Here is a 24,392-nt window from a genome sequence, read left to right on the forward strand (position 1 = left end):
CCGGCTGGCTGGCCTTCCATCCGCTGGCGCTACATTGGCTGGCGCTACATTGGCTGGCGCTACATTGGCTGGTCGCGGGCGGCGGCCAGCCGTTTCCGTGCACCTTCCAGCCATTCCTCGCAGCGCGCGGCCAACGCCTCGCCCCGCTCCCAGAGTGCGAGGGATTCCTCCAGGCTGGCACCTCCGGCTTCCAGCCTCCCCACCACAGCGATGAGCTGCTCACGGGCTTCCTCGTAGCTCAGTGCTGCGACGTCGTTTGCTGGCGTGGGCTCAGTCATTGGGTTCTCCGGTTTCGGGTTGGGGCTGATGAAGTGCTCCCGCGGACTCAAGCGTCCCCGTGGACGTCGCGCCGAAGCGGCCTTCCGCCACACGCACGGACAACTGTGTTCCCGCCGGAGCCTCCGCCGGGCGGCGCACCACAGCATGCCCTGCACTGCTGCGGCCGGCCGCCTGCGGATTGGCGAGTTCGACGACGGCGTACCCCCGGTCGAGCGTTTTCTGCGGCGAGAGGGCGCGCACCTGGGCTTTCAGGTGTTCCAGCTGGTCCGCGGCACGGACCACGGTGGAACTCACCGCGGCGGAGGACCTGCGGAGCAGCCTTTCAATCTCTTCGGAACGATCCGTTACCAGGCGTTCGGGCGCTGCCAGCACTGGCCGTGAGTGCAGCGACGCCAGGCGGTCCGCTTCCCGGTCCACCAGGCGCTCCATGCAACGGCGCAGCTGTTCCCTGGCCTGGCGCACCCCGGCCAGCTCTTCGGAAACTTCCGGCACGATCCGCTTGGCCGCGTCCGTGGGGGTGGAGGCGCGGAGGTCGGCGACGTCGTCGAGCAGCGGCCGGTCCGCTTCATGGCCAATCGCGCTCACCACCGGGGTGGCGGCAGCAGCCACGGCCCGGACCAGTTCCTCGCTGTTGAATGGCAGGAGGTCTTCAAGTGCGCCTCCGCCACGGGCGATGACAATAACGTCCACCTCCGGGCGGCCGTCCAGGTCGCGGAGTGCACGGATCACCTGGGCCACCGCGGTGTTGCCTTGGACGGCCACCTCCCGGATCTCGAATTCGACGGCGGGCCAGCGCAGGGCGGCGTTCCGGAGGATGTCCTTCTTCGCATCCGAGTCCCTGCCGGTGATCAAACCGATACGGTGCGGCAGCAGGGGGAGCGGCTTCTTGCGGGAGTCGGCGAAAAGACCTTCGGCGGAGAGCGCCTGGCGGAGCCGCTCAATCCGGGCCAGGAGATCACCCAGGCCCACCGGCCGGATGTCCCGGACCAGCATGTTAAGCCGGCCGGTCTTCAGCCAGAACTCAGGCTTCAGCAGGGCCACCACCCGGGACCCGCGTTCCAGGGGCAGGTTCTGGCGCTCCAGCACCTTGGTCCAAACGGAAGCGGGGAGGGAAACTTCGGCATCGACATCGCGCAGGGTGAGGTAGGCGTTAGTGCCGCGCCGGTTCAGTTCAATGACCTGCCCTTCCACCCAGGCTGACGGCGTCCGGTCGATGTGGGCTTTCAGTTTCTGCGACAGCAACTGGAGGGGCCAAGGGTTGTCCGGGCTGGTTTCCGCTGCCGTCGCAGGAAGGGTGGTGGGCCCGGACACTTGCGGACCGGGCACGGGAAGCGAGGCCTGTTCAGACATGCGGGCTCCCTTGCGGGGCTGGAGCTGAGGGCATGGGGTCCTTCGTCTGTTGTGCGGCGGTCATTCAACCATATCCATAAGCTCTACCATCCGGGACGGACAGTATCCGGCCACCAGGCCCGCCTAGGATGGGTTGACCGCCATCGACCCGAAGGATCTGCTGTGCGCACTTTCGTTTCCGCCCTCGCCACCCTGCTGGCCATACTGCTTGCCGCGGTGGCGGTTCCTGCCATCTGGCTGGACCGCAACATCGTCCAGGAGCAGGGCTTTGTGGAACTGGCTGCCCCGCTGGGGAGGGACTCGGAGTTCCAGCAGGGCCTCGCCGCGGCGGCGGTCGGAACCATCGATACCAGCTCTGTCCCCGGCTTTCTCTCCGACCTGGTCCGACCGGCGCTTGAGGATGCCGCCGCGTCAATGACAGGTCTCCCCGGATACCCGGCGGCCTGGGAAGAAACGCTGCGCAGGAGCCACCGGCTCAGTTTTGCCGAACCGCAGGCTGGAACCGCGGAATCGGCGTCGGCCTCATCCCTCACACTGGATGTGGCGCCGCTGGTTGCGCTGGGGGCTGAAGAAATCTCGCGCACCACCCGGCTCCCTCTCGACCCTCCGGACCAGACCCTGGTTAATGTGGGACAGCCCCAGCAGAAGGAATGGACAGAGCGGTTGCGCACCTATGCACCTGCCGGCTACCTGCTGGCCGGGGGAGCGGTGGTGGCCTTGCTTCTGGCACTGGTAGCAGCGCGCCGCCGATGGACTGTACTGGTCTGTGCCGGAGTGGCTGCACTGGTTTTGTCCGCGGCCTGGACAGTGGGCTCGCAGCTGGGCTCGGCCGCCGTGCTGGCCACGGACAGCGGCAGCGAGGTGGCCAACATGTTTAGGGACGGCTTTGTTCCTGCTGCCGCCGAGGACTTCGGGGGCTGGACGTTGGCCACGGCAATCACGGGCGGCGTGCTGCTGGTGGTGGGCATTGTGGCCGGGTTCATACCGCGGAAGCGGGCACGGGCAACCCGGTAGCATGGAGTAATGACCCCCTCAGCTGTTTCCCTTTCGATGCCCACCATTCCGCGTCGGCGCCGCTCTCCTGAGGAAGTAGCTGCTGCAGCCCCCGTATCCGGAACCAAGAAGGTGCTGCTCGCTGCTCCTCGTGGATACTGCGCCGGCGTTGACCGTGCCGTTATTGCCGTTGAGAAGGCCTTGGAACACTACGGCCCTCCGGTGTACGTTCGCAAGCAGATTGTGCACAACGTCCATGTGGTGAGCTCGCTGGAGGAAAAGGGCGCCATCTTCGTCGACGAAACGGATGAGGTGCCCGAAGGCGCCCTGGTGATTTTTTCAGCGCACGGTGTCTCGCCCGCTGTGGTCCAGTCCGCCGAAGACCGCGGCCTGCGCACCATCGATGCCACCTGCCCGCTGGTCACCAAGGTCCACAAGGAAGCCGTCCGGTTCGCCAAGGACGATTTCGACATCCTGCTGATCGGCCACGACGGCCACGAGGAAGTCGAAGGAACGGCCGGCGAGGCTCCGGAACATATCCAGATCATCAACGGCCCGCACGAAGTGGACAAGGTGCAGGTCCGGGACCCGGAGAAGGTTATCTGGCTTTCCCAGACCACCCTCAGCGTTGACGAGACCATGGAAACCGTCCGCCTGTTGAAGGACCGGTTTCCCACGCTGCAGGATCCCCCCAGCGACGACATTTGCTACGCCACCACCAACCGGCAGGTGGCCATCAAGAAGATCTCGCCGCAGGCGGACCTGGTGATCGTGGTGGGCTCGGCTAACTCGTCCAACTCCGTGCGGCTGGTGGAGGTGGCCCTCGAATACGGGGCGAAAGCCTCCTACCGGGTTGACTTTGCCAATGAAGTTGATGAGGCCTGGTTTGAAGGCGTGGCCACCGTTGGCGTCACGTCCGGCGCGTCCGTACCGGAAGTACTGGTGCAGGACGTCCTGCGGCTGCTGGCAGATTACGGCTATGGCACTGTGGAGGAAGTGGTCACGGCCGAAGAAGACCTCCTCTTCTCATTACCCAAGGAGCTCCGGGCAACGCTGAAGCAGGCTGGCGACGTCAGCCGCGCCCTGGGTGGCCGCAAGTCCCGCAGCTGACATCGGCAGCTGACCCTCGGCTATAAGATATGGGAGTTCGGGCCTGGCAGCTGTTGCTGCCAGGCCCGATCCTATTTCTGAGCGCTTCTCAGGCGGCCTCGTCCTCGCTTTGGAGTTCCGGGGCAGCCACTGCCCGCGGCGTCACCTCCACAACAGGCGGCGTGACCAGGCCGGATTCCTCCAGGGTGTTGAGCTTGCGTGCGGTGGGAAGGACGCGGGCTTCCAGCGTGCCCACCATCGAGTTGTAACGGTCCACGGAGGTCTTCAGCGAAGACCCGAGCTTGGTGACGTTCTCGCCCAGGGTACCCATCCGGTCGTACAACTGCCGGGCCAAATCGAACAGTTCGCGCGCACTGTCCGTGAGGACGTCCTGCCGCCAGGTGAAGGCAACAGATTTCAGCACAGCCAGCAGGGTGCTGGGGGAGGCAAGGACCACGTTCCGGGACAATGCATGATCCAGGAGTTCCGCGTCGGCGGTCAGTGCGGCCGCGAGGATGGATTCGGCCGGGATAAAGCAGATCACCAGCTCCGGCGAGTTGCCGGGTATGTCCCAGTACTTCTTATTGCCCAATGCGTCCACGTGGGCCCGCAACGCCTTGGAATGCGCGGCCAGGAGCATCTGCTGTGAGCGGTGGCCGGTGGCGGAAACGGTCCCGGACGGGCCTGGCCTGGAATCATGTGCTCCGAGTTCCTGGGCCTCAAGGTATGCGGACAACGGGACCTTGGCGTCAACCACCAACTGCTTTTCGCCGGGGAGCTGGACCACCAGGTCGGGGCGTACGGATGACTCATTGCCGGTGCTGTGGACCTGTTCGATGAAGTCCACATGGCGCAGCATTCCGGCGGCTTCCACCACGCGGCGCAGCTGGACTTCGCCCCACTGGCCACGGGCACTGTTGGACCGCAGTGCAGATTCCAGGGCGTGCGTGGACCGGATCAGTTGCTCGTCCGAGAGGCGCGCTTCCTGGAGTTGCTGGGCGAGCTGGCCGTACTGTTCCAGCCGGTCCCGTTCCAGCAGGGCCACCTGCTGCTGCACTGCCGTCAGTTTCTCCGCCACGGGCGCAAGGGCACGCAGCACATTGCCGTCCTGGGACCGCGATTCGCCCAGCTCCCGGTTCTGTGCCGCCAAAAGGCGACGTTCGGCGTCGGCCGCCGCGAACTGCGCGCTGACTTCCGAAAGCCGGGACGAGACGGCGTCGAAGTCCTCCTCCACTGCGCGGCTGTTTTTCCGCAGCGCAAACCAGGTGGCCGCGGCGCCCGCCAGGGCGCCCAGTAACAGCATGAACAAAGCCAGAATCAACGCGAAAGCATCCATGTGCCCACTGTCGCACGGGGCTGTGACATTTTGCCGAAGCGACATTTCCGGCTGCCCCAGGCGAACCGGCAGGATGTCCGCTGCGGGTAGAATCAATGCTCGTGGCTCTTACTATTGGCATCGTCGGACTGCCCAACGTCGGCAAATCAACCCTCTTCAACGCACTGACCCGCAATCAGGTGCTGGCAGCGAACTACCCGTTCGCCACCATCGAGCCCAACGTAGGCGTCGTCAGCCTGCCGGATCCGCGGCTCCAGCAGCTCGGCGAACTCTTCGGCTCCCAACGCGTCCTGCCCGCAGCCGTGTCCTTTGTGGACATCGCAGGCATCGTCAAGGGCGCCAGCGAGGGCGAAGGCCTCGGAAACCAGTTCCTGGCGAACATCCGCGAAGCGGAAGCCATCGCCCAGGTGGTGCGTGTTTTCGACGACCCCGACGTCATCCACGTTGACGGCAAGGTGGATCCGCGCTCGGACATGGAGACCATCAACACCGAACTGATCCTCGCGGACCTGCAAACCATCGAAAAAGCCATTCCGCGCATCGAAAAAGAAGTCAAGATCAAGAAGCGCGAAGCCGCAGAGCTGAACGCCATCCTGGCCGCGCAGAAGGTGCTTGAGCGCGGCGACACCATTTTCTCCTCCATCAAGAGCGACAAGCTGGAGATGGAACACCTCAAAGAGCTCAGCCTGCTGACGGCCAAGCCTTTTATCTACGTCTTCAACGCCGACGAGGGAATCCTCGGCAGCCCGGAGAAGCAGGAAGAACTGCGCGCCCTCGTTGCCCCGGCCGACTGCATCTTCCTCGATGCCAAGCTTGAGGCCGACCTTGTGGAACTGGACGAGGAAGAAGCCCGCGAAATGCTGGAGATGAACGGCCAGGACGAATCCGGGCTGGACCAGCTGGCGAGGGTCGGCTTTCACACCCTGGGACTCCAGACCTACCTCACCGCCGGTCCCAAGGAAGCCCGCGCCTGGACAATCCACCGCGGCGACACCGCTCCCCAGGCTGCCGGTGTCATCCACAGCGACTTCCAGCGCGGATTCATCAAGGCCGAGGTGGTCTCCTTTGATGACCTCATCGAAGCCGGGTCCATGGCCGAGGCCAAATCGCGGGGCAAGGTCAGGATCGAAGGCAAGGAATATGTGATGGCCGACGGCGACGTAGTTGAATTTAGATTTAATGTGTAGTTTCTGACCTTCCTGAGGCCTTTTGCGATAGCCGCTAAAGAACGCTGTTCTTGGCGGCTATCGCACTTTCGGGCCGCCCAGTCAAAGTGAAGCCGTCAGCATTTTGTCGCACAAGGAAGAGGCTTGGTGTAATCCTGAGGCGACCGAGCCCTTCCCTCGAAAGTTTGGCGCAGTGTTTTTTGGAGACCCCTAATCCTTCCCAGATTCGACTAGGGTTCTTTGCAGCTGGGCCGATGCGTGGCGTGGAGTGGCCATCCATAGAGCGCCAGTTGTACCGCTACGGCCGCAATAACCTCGTCGCCGCAGCCAAGAACGACCAGCGGGACAACGCCCGCTGCGGCCGTAAAGGAACCGCAGCATTAGCTGGCCACAAAGAAGCCCTTCCCGGTGACCCGGGAAGGGCTTCTTTGGCACTGGCTTACACCGCCACAGGCGTAGTGTCAGGGGCCCCGCCAAGCGGATCGGTGCGTCCTAGTAGTTGCTGTAGGTCAGCTTCACTTTGCCGTCCTCCGGGCTGACACTGGCGCTCATGGACACGGAGGTTGTATCCGTTGCGGGCTTCCAGTCAGCTGTTCCGAAACCGTATGAGTTGTCCTTCTCATAGGTGACGGTGGCTTTCCCGGGAGTCTGCGTACGGACACGCCAGGGGGAAGAGCCGTACGGATCCTTGCTCATGGTGAACGTGGGCTTCGTGGTGAGTGTCCAGTGGAAGTTCCGTGAATAGCGCGAGGAAGTGTAGTTGTTGAGCGGGCAGTTGGCGGGTTGCGCCTCGGTGGACTTCACACATTCGGCAAGATAAGCGTCGATCTCTGCCATGGCTTCGGACTTGAGGGCATCAGAGGCGTCAACCTTGAGGCTGGCGGTCGGTGGTGCCTGGGCGGCCCCGATGGTCACCAGCGCCGTCGACTTCGGAGCGGTCAAATACTTTTCCGAGGACGGCAGTTCCACGGTGTATTCACCAGGCAAAGCGGGGTAGTTCAGGCTGGATGAACCGGAAAGGCTGCCGGCGAAGTCAACGTTGAGCTCCTGACCGTTGATCAGGACGGTCTTCACCGGGGTGTCCGAGGTGATGCGCAGACTCTGAAGAGGTGTCGACTCCATGGTCCAGTGGTCGTCCAACAGCTCGGGGTTGGACTTACGGAGGCTGAACGTCGTCTGCTGCTTACGGCCGTCCTGATGCAGGTCAGCCACTACCGTGGCGTTGCCGTCGGAGACCTTCGTCGATACGATGTCGAACCCGTCAATGCGCTTGCCCGCCTTGGCATAAACCTCGTCGGAAAGCAGGACCCTTTGATCGTTGGCCAGGCCGGGATCGGCCAGAGCCATCGCCTTGGAAGCCTCGCCGTTCTGAAGCGCCTGGAGGTAGCTGTTCACGGCCTTATCGGGACCGTTGTTGCCCTTGATGATGTTGACGGCGATGACTCCACCAACAACCAGGACGACAACGAGACCAGCAGATCCCAGGATGAGTCCAAGCTTGCGCTTCGTGTGGGCAGACATCGGCTCCCGCGGCGCCAGCGCAGGATGATCTCCAGGGGCTGCATACCCGGTTGGAACAGCAGCAGACGCAGTCGAAGCCGGTGCCGCTGCGGTCGGCTGGGCAGGAGCGATCCTGTAAGCCAAGGCCAGGGGCACGTACCTGCTCAACTGAGGCGCGACATAGCGTGCTGAAGCTTCTGTTGCACCGCCCCAGAGCATCAGGAAGAACGGAGTCCACCACGCCAGCGTCATGCTGCCGGCGCCCGACGCCAGTGACCCGGCGTCGAAAGTGCCGGTCACGCTGCTGAGCCACGTCATCAGCGTCCCGGCAACGAGGAATGCGGCAGGGAGCATAGCCCAGTCAGTGATCTTGTTGCTGACCACCGGTCCTCTGCGCAGGTACCAGAACACGGAAGCCACCACGATTGAAATCAGCGCCAGGAGGAGCAGCAACCAGCCGGCCCAACCCGGGATGCCGTACTGGGCGAGGGCATTTCCGAAACCAAAGCTGATGTCTGAACCTGAAGAATTCGCCGATGAAGCCACTGAGGAGCCGAAATTCCAGGTGCGGGTGACAGCGCTCAGGTGGCCCAGGCCAAACATGAAGAAGCCTGCCGTGGGTGCCCACAAGGGCGACGAGAGCGTGGCCTGCCACCCGGACTCGATTCCCAGAGCGAGTACAACAACCGGAATGGCAATCGCCAGAAAAACGCCGTAGTGCACGGCCACGGTTTCAAGGGCCCGGCGAACTGCCGCGCGTACCCCGACCCCGGCATCCAAACCACGCCGCACCGATGCCCGCCCCGCCAAAGTCGCGAGCGTTCCGATAACCAGCGCAAACAGGAATGAACCGAACGTCACTGCCCCGACCGGGCTGATCCTCACGCTCGGTACCGGCAACGATATGGAGAAAATCGCCCCGACGATGTTGACCAGGAGAGCGAAGACCAGACCTGTTATTGCTGCCTCGATCCAGATTCCGGCTGTAGTTTGGGCTGCGGACCGTTTGGCGGCGTAACGCCCGCCCAGGAACAGCACCGCGATCGACACAGCCGTCAGCAGCAAGGGAACGGCGAAGAAGGAGGCCGATCCGTGCACGTTTCCCATGAACGGGATAGTCGCGTCGATGCTCGAACCGAGCGCACCAAGCTGGCTCATGACGACCAGCTGGATGGCCAGCTGGCCCACCAGGGACCACGGCGACGGCATCGCGTCACCACTGGGGAGCACGGAATTTGACGGTATTTCGGTGTTGCCACCGTTGCTGGCGCTGATACCGATCAATGCCAGAATCAGAAAGAGGAGCGCGGTGATCAGAACCGCCACATAAGAAATGGCCCCGACCAGGGCCCCGGGAATCAAAGTTTTGTAGTCGAAAGACTTCAGAAGGCTGGTGCTGGATGCCGGTGCAGCGCCCGACCCAGGTTCTATATGGGCATGGTCCCCTGCGCTGCCAGTGATCCGCCTGCCAGGCGCCTCATTGGTTGGTCCGGATGACCCGGTCTGCGGGTAATGCGGTTCAGTCACAACAAATTCCCCCTAATTGGTTTTTCACTTCTCATCGTGCCACGGGCTAATTCTTGTTACGCGCACGTCTCATACATTGCGGAATTTCGGCAGCATCTGCCCTTTATCGACGAAGGTTGCGGAAATCCCAACAACAACTCAGACAGCAGCGGCAGCAATTCCTTGGCTGCCGGCGCAGCACCACGGCCACGGCGCTTGCCGGCGGCCGCCGCGCCGGCCTTGCGTTCCACCGTCTCGTAGACGATGTAGAGACCCTCGCGGTTCAGGTGCCTGGAGTAGCTCGAATCCAGGTACAGCGTCTCGTGGGGTAGCGCACTCGGGAGGGGAGTCAGTCGAGACGCACGCGATGGAGCCCTGTTTAAATGCGCTGGGCTTGGTAATCGAGCATGCCGGGCGCCAAAACCATGAACAGTGTGTCGCAGCCTGCAAGCATCAATCGGTGGGCCCGTTTTCGGGTCCGTTCGCAGCGGTCTTCCTGGTCACCCGCGCTTGCGCTGGATGCCAGAGAGTCCGAAGACTCCGGCTGAGCATGATGAAGTGGTGCGCCCGCCCCTCCTGCATTTCCTCGCCTTACTCGTCATTCCGCTCGCAACTGCTCTTAGCTATTTCTTGGTTCCCGGAACCTCCTTCGCCTAGAAGGGGGACGATCGCAGTGCCGGGGTTGCTCTCGATCAACTACGTGATTCACTACATGGGGCCCGTGCAGGAAAAAGAAGCGCGGCGAACAGACGACCGGTAGGCTTGAGGCCGACAGCGAGGAAGTGGTCCGGAAATTGTCAGGTGCGGCAGAGGTTACCCGGTTACGCAACGTGGTGGAATTCCGCTTCAACGTCTAGGTGTTTCGCCACGATAGTGGCGGGTACATAAGATACGTTCGCTTCAATTGCTGGTGGGTTCGCCGGGGACCTTATCCTGACTACAGGGGCGTACTCCCGGCGCTTCCGGCTGGACCGCCCGGGCAAAGTAAACAAGGAGGCGGCATGCCGGTCAGGCGTCTGATGCAGTTCATCACCGCGGCGGCAGCGTCTGCGCTGGTGCTTTCGGGCTGCTCAGGCGGCGGAGGCACCACCCCGGTTGTGGCGGGGGAGTCCAAGCGCGGCGGCAGTGTCACCGTTGCCGAAGTCAACGCGTTCTCGTCGTTTAATCCCTACAGCGCCGACGGCAACACCGACATCAACTCCAAGATCGGCTCGATTACGCACTCGGGCTTCTACTACCTCGATGATGCGTCCAAAGTGGTGCGGAACGAAAAGTTCGGGCGGTTCGAGAAGGTTTCCGACAATCCCCTAAAGGTGAAATACACCGTCAACGAGGGCGTGAAATGGTCCGACGGCGAGGCGATCGATTCGGGTGACCTCCTGCTGGCCTGGGCTGCGGGTTCAGGCTACTTCAACGATGCCGATCCCATGGCCGGAACAGGAACCACGTACTTCTCCATCGCCTCCGACACCAGCGGGCTGGCAGGAACCGTCCTCCCCGAGCTCGGGGAGGATGGGCGCTCCATGACCCTGGAGTATGCCGTGCCGTACGCGGACTGGGAGGTGGCGTTCGACGTCGGCCTGCCGGCCCATGTGGTGGCCGCAAAAAGCGGCCTGAACGATGAGGAAGACCTCATCGACCTGATCAAGGATTCACCCCGCGGGGACGTCGGGAAACCCGTGCCCAACACCGCGCTGAAGCGGGTCAGTGACTTCTGGAACTCCGGGTTCGATACCAAGTCACTGCCCGCAGACCCTTCGGTCTACCTCTCAAGCGGGCCCTACATCGTCCGGGACATTGTCCCGGAGTCGTCCATGAAGCTGGTCCGCAACCGGGACTACACCTGGGGCCAGGAGCCCTGGCTGGATGAGATCAGCATCCGGTTTACCGGAGCTTTGCCTGCCGCCGTGGATGCCTTGCGGAACGGTCAGGCGGACATCATCTCGCCTCAGCCTTCGGCCGAAACGGACAGCCTTTTCGCGGGCCTCGCCGAGCAGGGGAACACGGTGGACCGTTACAGCCAATCCGGCTATGACCACCTGGACCTGAATTTTTCCGGACCCTTTGCCGACGAGGACGTCCGGAAGGCATTCCTCAAGGCAGTGCCGCGCCAGGCCATAGTTGATGCCGTCGTCGGCGGCCTCCTGCCTGACCCGAAGCCCCTTGACTCGCACGTGTTCCTGCCAGGACAGCCCAAGTACGCCGACACCGTAAAAAACAACGGCTCCGTCGACTATGCGGAGGTGGACATCGATGCAGCGAAGGCGCTCCTGGATGGTGAAACCCCTACCGTCCGCATCCTGTACAACCGCGACAACCCCAACCGGGCCAAGGCTTTTGCCCTGATTCGCGATTCCGCAGCGCTGGCAGGCTTCCAGGTGGTGGACGCCGGACAGGGCAGCGCCGACTGGGCGAAGGCTTTGGGAGGCGGCAGCTACGACGCTGCATTGCTCGGCTGGATCGGCACCGGGGTGGGCGTCAGCCGCGTTCCCCAGATCTTCCGCACCGGTGCTGGCAGCAACTTCAATGGATTTTCCGACGGCGAAGCGGACAAGGCGATGGAACAGCTCGCCGGCACCACCGACCTTGCCAAACAGGACGAACTGCTGGCCGAAGTTGACAAGCAGGTGTGGGGGAACGCCTACGGGCTGCCGCTTTACCAGACCGTAGGCACCACCGCTTACAGTGCCCGCGTTGCCGGCGTGAAGCCAAGCGCAGGACCGCTGGGGGTTTGGTGGAACGTCTGGGACTGGCGCCTCACCAAGAGCCCGTAACCGCTTTCGCCGCCGTCGTGGCGCGCTTCACACTTTCGATTCGCCGATAATCGTACCGGCGAGTAGCATGTGACTTGCACAACTTCCGTTGACCAGCTAGATCCTTGGAACGGCCCGGTCACGGTTTGGCAACGGAGTACCAGCATCTGGACTTCGTGCAGTTAGGCTACTCGTATATGTAGGTTGCGTCACAGTTCAACGCTGGGTCTCGCCTGCGGGGAAGCACAAAGATTCCCCTCGTTTCTCCCACAACTCATAGGAGGCGGAATGCGTTTTACGCGCACTTCCAAAGCACTGGGCATCGTGGCTATCGCCGCGCTTGCCCTGACCGGCTGCGGCGCTGGAGGCGGCAGCACTGAAGGAGCCAGCGATTCCGCTGGCGATCCGAACAAGGTGATTACGGCGTACAACAGTGAGCCCCAGAATCCCTTGCTTCCGGCGAATACCAACGAAACAAACGGCGGACGCGTTGTCGAGATGCTTTTTGAAGGCCTTCGGACGTACGACGCCAACGGCAAGCCGGTGAACGCCCTGGCGGAATCCATTGAATCGGCAGATGCCCAGAACTGGACTATCAAGGTCAAGCAGGGCACCAAATTTACCAACGGCGAAGAGATCACCGCCAAGACCTTCGTGGATTCCTGGAACTTCGCTGCGAACTCCAAGAATCTGCAGAACAACGGATTCTTCTTCGAATCGATCGAAGGATACGAGGACGTATCCGCAGTAACCTCCGAGAAGTCGGCTGACGGCAAGACCACCACCACGCCCGCGCCCACCGCGGATACCATGTCTGGTCTCGAAGCCAAGGATGACTCCACCATCACGGTGAAGCTCGCCCAGCCTGAGGCTGACTGGTCACTGCGTCTCGGGTACTCCGCCTTCTTCCCGCTGCCCTCCGCTGCGCTTGCCGATCCGAAAACTTACGGGGAAAACCCGGTGGGCAATGGACCGTACAAGTTCGAGAAAGAAGGAGCGTGGGTCCACGACCAGTCCATCTCGCTCGTAAAGAACGCCGACTACAGCGGGCCGCGCGCAGCTAAGAACGGTGGTATAACGTTCAAGTTCTACACCGATCCGGCCCCTGCCTACACCGACCTGCAGGCCGATAACCTCGACATCACTGATGTGCTGCCGTCGAATGCCACTAAGACGTACGTCAGCGATTTTCAGGACCGCAACGCCTCCAAGCCGGTGGCGACAAACGGCACCTTGAACATCCCGCCGTACAACCCGAACTTCCAGGGTGAAGCCGGCAAGCTCCGCCGCCAGGCCCTCTCCTACGCCATCAACCGCGAGGAAATTACCAAGGTGGTTTTCAGCGGAACGCGTACTCCGGCTAAGGCCTTCGCGCCACCGGTTATTGACGGCTTCAAAGAAGGCCTCAAGGGCAGCGAAGTCCTGAAGTTCGACCCCGCGAAGGCCAAGGATCTGTGGGCGCAGGCTGAGAAGATCCAGCGGTACGACAACTCCAAGCCGCTCCAGATTGCCTCCAACACCGACGGTGGCCATAAGGAATGGATCGACGCGGTGGCGAACGGTTTCAAAAACAACCTCGACATCCAGGCCGAAATCCAGCCGTTTGCCAAGTTTGCCGAAGTCCTCGATCTGCGCAAGTCCCAGTCGCTCCCCGGACTGACCCGCGCGGGCTGGCAGGGCGACTACCCGTCCCTCTACAACTTCCTGGGACCCGTCTGGGCCACGAATGCTTCCTCGAACTACGAGAAGTACTCCAACCCAGAGTTCGACAAGCTGCTCAAGGAAGGCCTCGCAGCCAAGAGCACGGAAGAGGCCAACGACAAGTTCAACCAGGCACAGGAAGTCCTCTTCGAGGACCTTCCGGGCCTGCCGCTCTGGGATTATGCGAAGCCGATTGTGTGGAGCAATAACGTCATCAAGGCCGAGACCGGCTGGAACGGCGCCATCCGCTATTTCGATATCACCGCAAAGTAGTTCCAGATCTAACTTGCCGCCAGGCAGATGGGGGCCCGGTCAGCGCCGGGCCCCCATTGGCTTGCATGGCAGGAAGGCACCAATGAACCTGTTTTCTTCCCATCCCGAAGGGCGGTGATCCCGTGCTCCGCTTTATCTTGCGCCGGCTCCTTCAAGTGATCCCGGTCTTCATCGGCACCACCCTTTTGGTCTATTACATGGTGTTCGCCCTTCCCGGTGACCCCATTGCAGCGCTGTTCGGAGACCGCCAGCCGCCCCAGGCCGTCATCGATACACTCCGCAGCCAATACCACCTCGACGAACCCTTCTGGGTCCAGTACGGACTGTTCCTGAAGAACCTCTTTACCTTCAACCTGGGCAACGACTTCACTGGGCAGCCGATTGCAGCCACTCTGGGCCGGGTCTTCCCCGTGACGGCAATGCTCGCCATTGAAGCCTTGGCCATCCAGGCCATTTTCGGTGTGGCCTTCGGCGTTTTCGCCGGCCTGCGTCGCGGCGGTTGGTTCGACTCCACCGTCCTGGTGGCCTCCCTGGTGGTAATCGCCGTCCCCACTTTCGTGCTGGGCTTCGTTTTCCAGCTCGTCTTCGGTGTCCGGCTTGGATGGGCTAAGCCCACGGTTGGCGCCAGCGCCGACTGGGGCAGCCTGCTTCTCCCGGCGGTAGTCCTGGGCCTGGTCTCGTTCGCCTATGTGCTTCGCCTGACCCGCACCTCGGTCAGCGAAAACATGAACGCTGACTATGTCCGGACCGCCACCGCCAAGGGCCTTTCACGGCCCCGGGTGGTTCTGGCGCACATCCTCCGCAACTCGCTGATCCCGGTGGTGACCTACCTTGGTGCCAACTTGGGCGGCCTGATGGGCGGTGCCATCGTCACTGAGGGCATCTTCAACGTTCCGGGCGTCGGCAACAAGCTCTACCAGGCGGTCCTCCGCACCGAAGGACCCACCATCGTTTCCATCGTCAGCGTGCTGGTGCTGGTGTTCGTGGTGGCCAACCTGCTTGTTGATCTCCTGTATGCCTGGCTTGACCCGAGGATCCGCTATGACCAGTAATAAAAGCCACTTTGTGGCGCCCATCGAGGAAACCCCGCTCTTGGCCACGGACGCCGTCAAGACCGACCAGGCCCCGCTCAGCCTGTGGGCAGGCGCCTGGCGCAAGCTCCGCCGTCGTCCGTTATTCATCATTTCGGCGTTGCTCATCCTGGCACTGACTGTGGTTGCGCTGTTCCCCGGCCTCTTCACATCCGTTGCCCCCAACGAGGGCTGCGAACTGGCCAACTCCGAAGGAGGCCCCACAGCGGGGCACCCCTTCGGCTTCACTTTCCAGGGCTGCGACATCTACTCAAGGGTTATTCACGGCACCCAGGCCTCGCTGTCAGTGGGCCTGCTGTCCGTCCTGTGCGTCCTGGTCATTGGCGTCACCTTCGGTGCCCTTGCCGGCTACTACGGCGGCTGGATTGACGCTCTGCTCGCCCGTCTGGGCGACATTTTCTTCGCCCTGCCGCTGATCCTGGGCGCACTGGTCATTACCCAGCTGCCCTTTTTCCGCGAGAACAAGAGCGTATGGACAGTAGTCCTTGTCATCTCGCTCCTGGCATGGCCGCAGATGGCCCGCATCACCCGCGGCGCCGTCATTGAGGTGCGCAATGCGGATTTCGTTACGGCAGCCCAGGCTTTGGGCGTCTCCAGGTTCAGCGCACTGGTCCGGCATGTGTTGCCAAACGCCCTCGCTCCGATCATTGTCCTGGCCACCCTGGAACTCGGCGTCTTCATTGTCGCCGAGGCAACGCTGTCCTTCCTGGGGATCGGCCTGCCTCAAAGCATCATGTCCTGGGGCAACGATATCGCCGGCGCACAGGCATCGATCCGAACCAAACCGGAAATCATGCTGTATCCGGCCGCGGCTCTTTCCATCACGGTATTGAGCTTCATCATGCTGGGCGACGCGGTACGTGACGCCCTTGATCCGAAGAGCCGCCAGCGATGAGAGACAAAGAGATGACCACTCCAGAAATACGCATCGCGGAGGCCGGCACCACGGGGACCAGGCCGCTGCTGGAGATCCGCGACCTCGCCATCACCTTCAAGACCAGCGGCGGGGAAGTCCAGGCGGTCCGCGATGCGCACCTGACCATCATGCCCGGCGAGACAGTGGCCATTGTGGGGGAGTCCGGCTCCGGCAAGTCCACCACTGCGCTGGCGGCGATCGGCCTGCTCCCTTCCAACGGCCGTGTTTCCGGCGGCCAGATCCTGCTCGACGGCGAAGATATCGCCCACGCCACCGAGCACCGGATGATTGAACTGCGCGGCAACAGCATCGGCATGGTGCCGCAGGACCCGATGTCCAACCTGAACCCGGTGTGGAAGATCGGCTACCAGGTACGCGAAACGCTCCGCGCAAATGGCCAGCCCAGCGGTCCGGATGATGTTGCCAAGGTACTCGCCGAGGCCGGCCTGCCGGACGCCCACCGGCGCGCCAAGCAGTACCCCCACGAGTTCTCCGGCGGCATGCGGCAGCGGGCCCTGATCGCCATCGGGCTCTCCTGCCAGCCCCGGCTGCTGATCGCGGACGAGCCCACCTCGGCCCTCGATGTCACGGTGCAGCGGCAGATCCTGGACCACTTGGACACCATGACTACCGACCTGGGCACCTCGGTGCTGCTCATTACCCATGACCTGGGGCTGGCAGCCGAACGGGCCGACAAGGTAGTGGTGATGTACCAGGGCCGCGTGGTGGAGGCAGGACCTTCCCTGGAACTGCTGCAGAATCCGCAGCATCCCTACACCAGGAGGCTCGTGGAGTCCGCACCATCCCTGGCCAGCCGAAGGATCCAGGCTGCCAAGGAACAGGGCGTGGAGGCCGCGGACCTGCTCGCCCCGGCAGCCGAGCCGGCAGCGGCGGACAACGTCCTGCAGATCCAGGACCTGCGGAAGGTGTACAAGCTCCGCCAGGGACTGGGTAAATCATCGGACTTCGCGGCCGTGGACGGCGTCAGCTTCGATGTGAAACGGGGAACCACCACGGCGATCGTGGGGGAGTCGGGGTCCGGGAAGTCTACTGTGGCCAAGATGGTCCTCCAGCTGGAGAAGCCCACCGAAGGCAGGATCCTGTTCGACGGCGTGGACACGTCAGTCCTCAAGCCCGCAGACCTGTTCAAGTTCCGGCGGCGGGTACAGCCCATCTTCCAGGATCCCTACGGTTCCCTGGACCCGATGTACAACATCTTCCGGACTATCGAAGAACCGTTGCGGGTCCATAAGATCGGCAACAAGGAGAGCCGTGAGAAGAAGGTCCGGGAACTGCTGGACCAGGTGGCACTGCCGCAATCGGCCATGCAGCGGTACCCGAACGAACTCTCGGGCGGCCAGCGGCAGCGTGTTGCCATTGCCCGTGCGCTTGCCCTTGACCCGGAAGTCATCATCTGTGACGAAGCGGTGTCCGCCCTGGACGTGCTGGTCCAGGCACAGGTGCTGAACCTGCTGGCAGACCTCCAGGCCAACCTGGGGCTGACGTACCTCTTCATCACCCATGACCTTGCTGTGGTCCGGCAGATTGCCGACCATGTCTGTGTGATGGAAAAGGGACGCCTTGTGGAGACCGGCTCTACGGACGAGGTCTTCGAATCGCCCGGGCAGGACTACACGAAGGCGCTGCTCAACGCCATCCCCGGTGCGAAGCTGATGCTTCCGCCGGAAGTCGCTTAGTCGCCTTTCGTCTCCTTAAACGTGTGGAGCCGGAGCCTGTTGGCTCCGGCTCCACACGTTTAAACCCTGTCAGTCCTGGAAGGAATCGGTCCCGCTTCCGGCCGCCAAAGCCGGCGCCTGCTCCACGATCAGCTTCCGCTCCAAACGCAGGTCCCGGAGCCGGCGCTCCAGCAGGACCCCCAGTGCGCGGCGGCCGTTGGGATTCATATGCACTGAGTCCGCGAGGTCCTTGGCCAGGCCGTACCTGGTGAGCCAGTCGCCCACGGAAACAAAGGGGAGGTTGTGTGCGGCGGCTACCGAGCCCAGCAGCGTATCAACCTCCGTCCGGCGCCCGCCCCCGTTGCCTTCGCCGCGGGCCAGCGTCCCAATCATCGCAATGCGGGTTCCCGGGTAGCGGGTCCTGAGCTCAGCGATCAAACGCTCTGCGTTGCCGGTGATCCGGCTGTCCGATGCTCCGGTTGTAGCATCGTTGCCGCCGCCCTGGATAACGATGAGCGCCGGTGTACCGGAAGGCAGGAGCCAGTCACCCCGCAGGAGGGCATCAATGTAGTTGCCCGTTTTTCCGTTGGCGGACACGAACCCGGTGCCGCCACGCCCGCAGTAGTACACCTGGTACCCCGCGGCCTCCAGGCCTTGGCGGGGCCAGCCATCCGCTGGTTCCGATTGAGAGTCCCCAATCAGGAGAACCGTCCTGCTGATGTTGGGGACCACGGCTTCAAGCCGCCCATTAGCCGGATTGAGGATTCGTGAACCGGCCGCAGCCTTATTTGTTGCGGCAGTCCCGGGCTGCCCCGCAGCGGCGGCCTGCACTTGGGAAGAGGCAGAAGACCCGGCCGGCATTCCGCAGCCGGACAAGGCAAGAAGGCTGGACACCACGATCACGGCGGCGGCTCCGGACGCCGCAGAGCGGGTCCGGGCCTGGGCTTTTCGCATGTGGTGTCTTTCGGGCTTGCATGGAGTGTCAGAGCAATCATGTGGCATGGAGGCAGGTTTGGCCAGTGATTTTGGTCACTGATTTTCGCTGGCCTCGTTGGCGCAGGGCGGCTGCCGGGCCTGCAGGCGGTGGAAAATTTAGGCCTATTAATGCCGCAGACGCTAGACTGGGGGAAGCAGCCCTGTGCAAAGGGCCTGATCCGTCGTGCGTTCCAGTTGGAAATGTCGCGATACAACAGCTGACTTTCACCACTGAATCGAGCCTTTACGCATGTCTGAAACCACCACCAACACCGCGGTAGCCACTGCATCGCGCAGTGACCTGCGCAACGTCGCGATCGTGGCCCACGTTGACCACGGCAAGACCACCCTGGTCGACGCCATGCTCAAGCAGACCCACTCCTTTGCCGAGCATAACCACCTCGAAGACCGCGTGATGGACTCCGGTGACCTGGAACGCGAAAAGGGCATCACCATCCTGGCCAAGAACACCACCGTGGCCTACAACGGCCCGTCCTCCAAGGGCGAGACCATCACGATTAACGTTATCGACACCCCCGGCCACGCCGACTTCGGCGGCGAGGTGGAGCGCGGCCTGTCCATGGTCGACGGCGTCGTCCTCCTCGTTGATGCTTCTGAAGGCCCGCTGCCGCAGACCCGCTTCGTGCTGCGTAAGGCCCTCGCCGCGCACCTGCCGGTGATCCTGCTGGTCAACAAGACCGACCGCCCCGACGCTCGGATCGACGAAGTCGTGCACGAGTCCATGGACCTGCTCCTGGGCCTCGCCTCCGACCTCGCGGACGAGGTTCCGGACCTCGACCTGGACAAGATCCTCAACGTCCCGGTCGTATACGCCGCAGCCAAGGTTGGCCGCGCCTCCCTCGAGCAGCCTGCCAACGGCGCCGCCCCGGAGAACGAAGACCTGGAGCCGCTGTTCCAGACCATTATCGAGCACATCCCGGCCCCGACTTACAACCCGGAGGGTGTCCTGCAGGCGCACGTCACCAACCTGGACGCTTCCCCGTTCCTCGGCCGCCTCGCCTTGCTCCGTATCTACAACGGCACCCTGCGCAAGGGCCAGACCGTGGCTTGGGCACGGGCCAACGGTGAGCTCAAGAACGTCAAGATCACGGAACTGCTTGCCACCAAGGCTCTGGAGCGCGTCCCGGCTGAGTCCGCCGGCCCGGGCGAGATCGTCGCCGTCGCCGGCATCGAGGAAATCACCATTGGTGAAACCCTGACCGATGCCGAGAACCCGCAGCCGCTGCCGCTGATCACCGTGGACGATCCCGCGATCTCCATGACCATCGGTATCAATACTTCCCCGCTGGCCGGCAAGGTCAAGGGTGCCAAGGTTACCGCGCGCCAGGTGAAGGACCGCCTGGACAAGGAGCTGATCGGTAACGTCTCCATCAAGGTGCTCCCCACCGAGCGTCCTGACGCCTGGGAAGTCCAGGGCCGCGGCGAGCTCGCCCTGGCCATCCTTGTGGAGCAGATGCGCCGCGAAGGCTTCGAACTGACCGTGGGCAAGCCGCAGGTCGTCACCAAGACCATCGACGGCAAGATCCACGAGCCGATGGAACACATGACCATCGACGTACCCGAAGAGTACCTCGGCGCCGTCACCCAGCTGATGGCAGCCCGCAAGGGCCGCATGACCAACATGGCCAACCACGGCACGGGATGGTGCCGCATGGAATTCATCGTTCCCGCCCGTGGCCTGATCGGCTTCCGCACCAAGTTCCTCACGGACACCCGCGGTGCCGGCATCGCGGCCTCCATCTCCGAGGGCTACGAGCCCTGGGCCGGCCCCATCGAGTACCGCACCAACGGCTCCATGGTCGCTGACCGCGCCGGCGTGGTGACCCCGTTCGCCATGATCAACCTGCAGGAGCGCGGTTCCTTCTTCGTCAAGCCCACCTCCGAGGTCTACGAGGGCATGATTGTTGGCGAGAACTCCCGCGCCGACGACATGGACGTCAACATCACGAAGGAAAAGAAGCTCACCAACATGCGTGCCGCTTCCTCGGACACCTTCGAGAACCTGACCCCGCCGCGTGACCTCACCCTCGAAGAGTCGCTCGAATTCGCCCGCGAAGACGAGTGCGTCGAGGTAACCCCGGAGGCCATCCGCATCCGCAAGGTAATCCTGGACACCAACGAGCGTGCAAAGGCCAACCGCGCCCGCGCCAAGGCCTAGCAAACACCGTAGTTCCAAAGAAAGCCACCGGCACCCGCCGGTGGCTTTCTTCGTACCGCGGTGCGCAGTGAACCCCGGTTCGCTGCGCAGGGGCAGTCCCTGCGCACTGAGACCCGGCTCAGGCGCGGGGCCTCCGCCGCTCCGGCGCCGGCGGAACCTCCTTGGCTGCCACAACAACCTCAAGGGGGATCACGACGTCGGCCTGCCGGGTGCGGATGGTGCACGCACCGGCGTCGCACGCTACCAGGTGCCCCAGTGCGTCCGTGAGCCCGCCCTCGACGCGGTACCGCACAACTACGCGTGTTCCGGAAGCGGCGGCGCGGAGGAACCCGGCGGGGGAGGGGGCAGGTAGACTCACCACTTCATACTAAATGGCTTCACACAAGGAGCCCGGCTAGGTTCGCAGTAACGGGCTGGGAGATAATAGGCTCAGATGTCAAGAGTCCGGCCAGGTTGCCGGACGCAAGAGCCGGCGGGACGCCGGAACCAACGTGGAGAGGCAAGGGACGTGACGTACGTAATCGCGCAGCCGTGTGTAGATGTCAAGGACAAGGCATGTATCGAAGAATGCCCGGTCGACTGCATCTATGAGGGTGAGCGTTCGCTGTACATCCATCCGGACGAATGCGTCGACTGCGGAGCCTGCGAACCGGTATGCCCGGTGGAGGCCATCTACTACGAGGACGACACCCCGGACGAGTGGGCCGACTACTACAAGGCCAACGTTGAGTTCTTCGACGACCTCGGCTCACCGGGCGGCGCCGCGAAGATCGGCAACACCGGCAAGGACCACCCGATGATCGCCGCACTGCCCCCGCAGAACCAAGACCACTGACGCAGGCTGGAACGGTGACCGCAGCTGTGAATACGTTTGGCCTTGACCTGCCCGACTACCCGTGGGAGGCCATGGCGCCGTATCTCGCGAAGGCCTCGGAGCATCCCGGGGGAGCCGTCAACCTGTCCATTGGTACTCCGGTGGATCCCACGCCGGCGCTGATCCAGGACGCCCTGAAGGCCGCCGCCGACGCCCCCGGTTACCCCACGGTACACGGCACGCCTGCCCTGCGGGAAGCCGTTGCCGGATGGTTCGAACGCCGCCGCGGTGTGGCCGGACTGGACCCCCGCAACATCATGCCCACTGTGGGCTCGAAGGAACTCGTGGCCTGGCTCCCGCTCCTGCTCGGGCTCAAGCCGGGCGACGTCGTCGTACGCCCGAAGGTTGCCTACCCCACGTACGATATCGGCGCAACGCTCGCCGGCGTCACCTCGGTGGCCACGGACAACCTGGACGAGCTCGATGACGCCACCCGCTCGCGTGTCCGGCTGATCTGGGTCAATTCCCCCGGAAACCCCACGGGCAGCGTCCGCGGCGTCGAATCCCTGAAGGCGCTCGTGGAGCAGGCCCGGGAACTGGGCGCCGTGGTGGCGTCCGACGAATGCTACGCGGAGCTGGGCTGGGGCGACTGGGATGTCCAGCGCGGCGGCCAGCCTGTCCCAAGCATCCTGGACCCGCGGGTGGCCGGCGGATCCCACCAGGGCCTGCTCGCCGTGTACTCGCTGAGCAAGCAGTCCAACGTGGCCGGCTACCGGGCAGCATTTGTGGCCGGCGATCCGGACCTGATGCCCAACCTCGTCAACAGCCGCAAGCACGCGGGCATGATCGTGCCCTACCCGGTGCAGGAAGCCATGAGGGTGGCGCTGGCCGACGACGTGCATGTTGAGGCCCAGAAGGACCTGTACCGCGGCCGCCGGGAACGGTTGGTTCCGGCGCTGCTGGATTTCGGGCTGGAGATCAAGGAATCCGACGCCGGCCTCTACCTTTGGTCGACGGCGGGAGAGAGTACCTGGGACACGGTAGCCCGGCTGGCGGAGCGCGGCATCGTGGTGGGTCCCGGCGTCTTCTACGGTGAGGCGGGCAACGGCTACGTCCGTGTGGCCCTCACCGGAACAGACGAAAGGATCGACGCCGCCGTGGCCCGGCTGGCTTCGGCGCCGTAACCAGCGCGGCTGCCGCAGCTGGTGCAGGTCCGTAACAATGGTGTGACTCCGGACACATCCGATGCAGTTTAGGGCCTTTTGGAACGTCGCGGATTAGTGGCACCCGCCAAGGAGCGGGTACTTTTTAAGTGACTATCAATGGTGGCTTTCTACAAGAAGGCAGCCCGGGTGTTGGAACCTGTCTTCTCAGGCTTCGTGCGCGGCTCACCTGATGTTGGATCAAGCTTTCGACAGAGGCCCAGACGCCTCATGAAGGGGACTCCATGACTGAGACCAACAATGCTGCGACCCTGCTCCATGCAGGAGGCGAGCTTAAGCTGCCGCGCATCCAGGTTGTTGAAGGGAACGAAGGCTACGACGTTTCCAAACTGCTGAAGCAGACGGGCGCAGTCACCTTTGACCCCGGCTTCATGAACACAGCAGCCACAACCTCGGCTATCACCTACATCGACGGCGATGCTGGCATCCTGCGCTACCGCGGATACCCCATCGAACAGCTGGCGCAGCACTCCAGCTTCCTCGAGGTGTCCTACCTGCTTATTTACGGCAACCTGCCCACTCCCACGGAGCTGGACGAATTCGACCAGAAGATCCGCCGGCACACCCTGCTGCACGAGGAACTCAAAGGCTTCTTCGGCGGCTTCCCGCGGGACGCGCACCCCATGCCTGTCCTGTCCTCGGCCGTTTCGGCGCTGTCCACGTTCTACCAGGACTCGCTGGACCCGTTCAACGCCGAGCAGGTGGAAGTTTCCACCATCCGCCTCATGGCCAAGCTTCCGGTTATCGCGGCCTACGCCCACAAGAAGTCCATCGGCCAGCCAATGCTGTACCCGGACAACTCGCACAACCTCGTGGAGAACTTCCTGCGCCTCAGCTTCGGGCTTCCGGCAGAGCAGTACGAGGTGGACCCGATCGTGGCAAAGGCACTGGACCTGCTCCTCATCCTGCACGCGGACCACGAGCAGAACTGCTCCACCTCCACGGTCCGCCTGGTGGGTTCCTCCAACGCCAACCTGTTCGCATCCGTCTCCGCAGGCATCAACGCCCTCTTCGGCCCGGCCCACGGCGGCGCCAACGAGGCGGTACTGAAGATGCTCCGCCAGATCCAGGCCGAGGGCACCAAGCCCGAGGACTACATGGAGAAGGTCAAGAATAAGGAAGACGGCGTCCGCCTCATGGGCTTCGGGCACCGCGTCTACAAGAACTACGATCCGCGCGCCAAGATCGTCAAGGCCACGGCCCACGAGATCCTTAGCAAGCTCGGCGGCAACGACGAACTGCTGGACATCGCCCTGCGCCTGGAAGAGAAGGCGCTTAACGATGATTACTTCATCCAGCGCAAGCTCTACCCGAACGTGGACTTCTACACCGGCCTCATCTACAAGGCCATGGGCTTCCCGGAGAAGATGTTCACTGTGCTCTTCGCCATCGGCCGCCTCCCCGGCTGGATTGCCCAGTGGCGCGAAATGATCAGCGACCCGAACACCAAGATCGGCCGCCCGCGCCAGCTCTACATCGGCGAGCCGGAGCGGGACTACCCCGCCCGCTGATCTCTGCTGGCCCCATACGACGGCGGCCGCCCACCTCATCGAGGTGGGCGGCCGTTCGTTG

Annotated in this window: 18 protein-coding genes; 12 read left to right on the top strand and 6 right to left on the bottom strand. The window is 63.2% G+C overall.

Going from position 1 to position 24,392, the window contains the following annotated elements; genetic code table 11:
* Nucleotides 1-59: 59 nt before the first annotated feature.
* On the bottom strand, nucleotides 60-278 hold the full coding sequence (locus tag QF038_RS06060) for an exodeoxyribonuclease VII small subunit (RefSeq protein WP_307609340.1): 219 nt from the start codon (nucleotides 276-278) through the stop codon (nucleotides 60-62).
* Nucleotides 271-1,629, bottom strand: coding sequence for an exodeoxyribonuclease VII large subunit (gene xseA / locus QF038_RS06065; protein WP_307609341.1), 1,359 nt, complete (start codon nucleotides 1,627-1,629; stop codon nucleotides 271-273). The genes QF038_RS06060 and xseA overlap by 8 nt, the downstream gene beginning before the upstream one ends.
* Nucleotides 1,630-1,791: 162 nt before the next feature.
* Here xseA and QF038_RS06070 point away from each other — a divergent pair, with 162 nt between their 5' ends.
* Both QF038_RS06070 and QF038_RS06075 read left to right on the top strand, forming a co-directional pair.
* On the top strand, nucleotides 1,792-2,643 hold the full coding sequence (locus QF038_RS06070) for a hypothetical protein (RefSeq protein ID WP_307609342.1): 852 nt from the start codon (nucleotides 1,792-1,794) through the stop codon (nucleotides 2,641-2,643).
* 9 nt (nucleotides 2,644-2,652) lie between these two features.
* Nucleotides 2,653-3,732, top strand: coding sequence for a 4-hydroxy-3-methylbut-2-enyl diphosphate reductase (locus QF038_RS06075; RefSeq protein WP_285251348.1), 1,080 nt, complete (start codon nucleotides 2,653-2,655; stop codon nucleotides 3,730-3,732).
* An 88-nt stretch (nucleotides 3,733-3,820) separates the two neighbouring features.
* Here the strand turns inward: QF038_RS06075 and QF038_RS06080 are convergent, their stop codons facing one another.
* The gene (locus QF038_RS06080; RefSeq protein ID WP_307609343.1) at nucleotides 3,821-5,047 is read right to left on the bottom strand and encodes a DNA recombination protein RmuC; all 1,227 of its coding nucleotides are present in this window, start codon (nucleotides 5,045-5,047) and stop codon (nucleotides 3,821-3,823) included.
* 101 nt (nucleotides 5,048-5,148) lie between these two features.
* Between QF038_RS06080 and ychF the strand changes: the two genes are divergently transcribed.
* Nucleotides 5,149-6,234 (top strand): redox-regulated ATPase YchF, encoded by a 1,086-nt coding sequence (ychF, locus tag QF038_RS06085; protein ID WP_307609344.1) that lies wholly within the window; start codon nucleotides 5,149-5,151, stop codon nucleotides 6,232-6,234.
* Between the two features lie 471 nt (nucleotides 6,235-6,705).
* On the opposite strand, the gene QF038_RS06090 is transcribed toward ychF, so the two are convergent.
* The gene (locus QF038_RS06090) at nucleotides 6,706-9,039 is read right to left on the bottom strand and encodes a YrzE family protein (protein ID WP_307609345.1); all 2,334 of its coding nucleotides are present in this window, start codon (nucleotides 9,037-9,039) and stop codon (nucleotides 6,706-6,708) included.
* Between the two features lie 1,181 nt (nucleotides 9,040-10,220).
* On the opposite strand from QF038_RS06090, the gene QF038_RS06095 reads away from it, so the two are divergent.
* The 5 genes from QF038_RS06095 (at nucleotide 10,221) to QF038_RS06115 (ending at nucleotide 17,650) form a co-directional block, all read left to right on the top strand.
* Nucleotides 10,221-11,993, top strand: a complete 1,773-nt coding sequence (locus QF038_RS06095) for an ABC transporter family substrate-binding protein (RefSeq protein WP_307609346.1) — start codon at nucleotides 10,221-10,223, stop codon at nucleotides 11,991-11,993.
* Between the two features lie 267 nt (nucleotides 11,994-12,260).
* On the top strand, nucleotides 12,261-13,946 hold the full coding sequence (locus tag QF038_RS06100; RefSeq protein ID WP_307609347.1) for an ABC transporter substrate-binding protein: 1,686 nt from the start codon (nucleotides 12,261-12,263) through the stop codon (nucleotides 13,944-13,946).
* A 122-nt stretch (nucleotides 13,947-14,068) separates the two neighbouring features.
* Nucleotides 14,069-14,998, top strand: a complete 930-nt coding sequence (locus tag QF038_RS06105; RefSeq protein WP_307609348.1) for an ABC transporter permease — start codon at nucleotides 14,069-14,071, stop codon at nucleotides 14,996-14,998.
* The gene (locus QF038_RS06110) at nucleotides 14,988-15,932 is read left to right on the top strand and encodes an ABC transporter permease (RefSeq protein ID WP_307609349.1); all 945 of its coding nucleotides are present in this window, start codon (nucleotides 14,988-14,990) and stop codon (nucleotides 15,930-15,932) included. Before QF038_RS06105 ends, QF038_RS06110 begins: the two co-directional genes overlap by 11 nt.
* An 11-nt stretch (nucleotides 15,933-15,943) precedes the next feature.
* A complete protein-coding gene (locus QF038_RS06115; protein WP_307609350.1) occupies nucleotides 15,944-17,650 on the top strand; it encodes an ABC transporter ATP-binding protein in 1,707 nt (568 codons plus the stop codon).
* 69 nt (nucleotides 17,651-17,719) lie between these two features.
* Here QF038_RS06115 and QF038_RS06120 read toward each other — a convergent pair whose 3' ends face one another.
* The gene (locus tag QF038_RS06120; RefSeq protein WP_307609351.1) at nucleotides 17,720-18,583 is read right to left on the bottom strand and encodes an SGNH/GDSL hydrolase family protein; all 864 of its coding nucleotides are present in this window, start codon (nucleotides 18,581-18,583) and stop codon (nucleotides 17,720-17,722) included.
* 271 nt (nucleotides 18,584-18,854) lie between these two features.
* Between QF038_RS06120 and typA the strand changes: the two genes are divergently transcribed.
* Entirely contained in the window at nucleotides 18,855-20,783 is a 1,929-nt protein-coding gene (gene typA / locus QF038_RS06125; protein ID WP_307609352.1) for a translational GTPase TypA, read from the top strand.
* Nucleotides 20,784-20,901: 118 nt separating this feature from the next.
* On the opposite strand, the gene QF038_RS06130 is transcribed toward typA, so the two are convergent.
* Nucleotides 20,902-21,141, bottom strand: a complete 240-nt coding sequence (locus tag QF038_RS06130) for a hypothetical protein (RefSeq protein ID WP_307609353.1) — start codon at nucleotides 21,139-21,141, stop codon at nucleotides 20,902-20,904.
* Nucleotides 21,142-21,291: 150 nt separating this feature from the next.
* Here QF038_RS06130 and fdxA point away from each other — a divergent pair, with 150 nt between their 5' ends.
* The 3 genes from fdxA (at nucleotide 21,292) to QF038_RS06145 (ending at nucleotide 24,331) form a co-directional block, all read left to right on the top strand.
* Nucleotides 21,292-21,618, top strand: a complete 327-nt coding sequence (fdxA, locus tag QF038_RS06135) for a ferredoxin (protein ID WP_009356972.1) — start codon at nucleotides 21,292-21,294, stop codon at nucleotides 21,616-21,618.
* 14 nt (nucleotides 21,619-21,632) lie between these two features.
* Nucleotides 21,633-22,781, top strand: coding sequence for a succinyldiaminopimelate transaminase (gene dapC, locus QF038_RS06140; protein ID WP_307609354.1), 1,149 nt, complete (start codon nucleotides 21,633-21,635; stop codon nucleotides 22,779-22,781).
* A gap of 263 nt (nucleotides 22,782-23,044) precedes the next feature.
* The gene (locus QF038_RS06145) at nucleotides 23,045-24,331 is read left to right on the top strand and encodes a citrate synthase (RefSeq protein WP_142061562.1); all 1,287 of its coding nucleotides are present in this window, start codon (nucleotides 23,045-23,047) and stop codon (nucleotides 24,329-24,331) included.
* Nucleotides 24,332-24,392: the final 61 nt, after the last annotated feature.

The sequence above is a fragment of the Pseudarthrobacter sp. W1I19 genome (genome assembly GCF_030817835.1).
GTDB lineage: Bacteria > Actinomycetota > Actinomycetes > Actinomycetales > Micrococcaceae > Arthrobacter.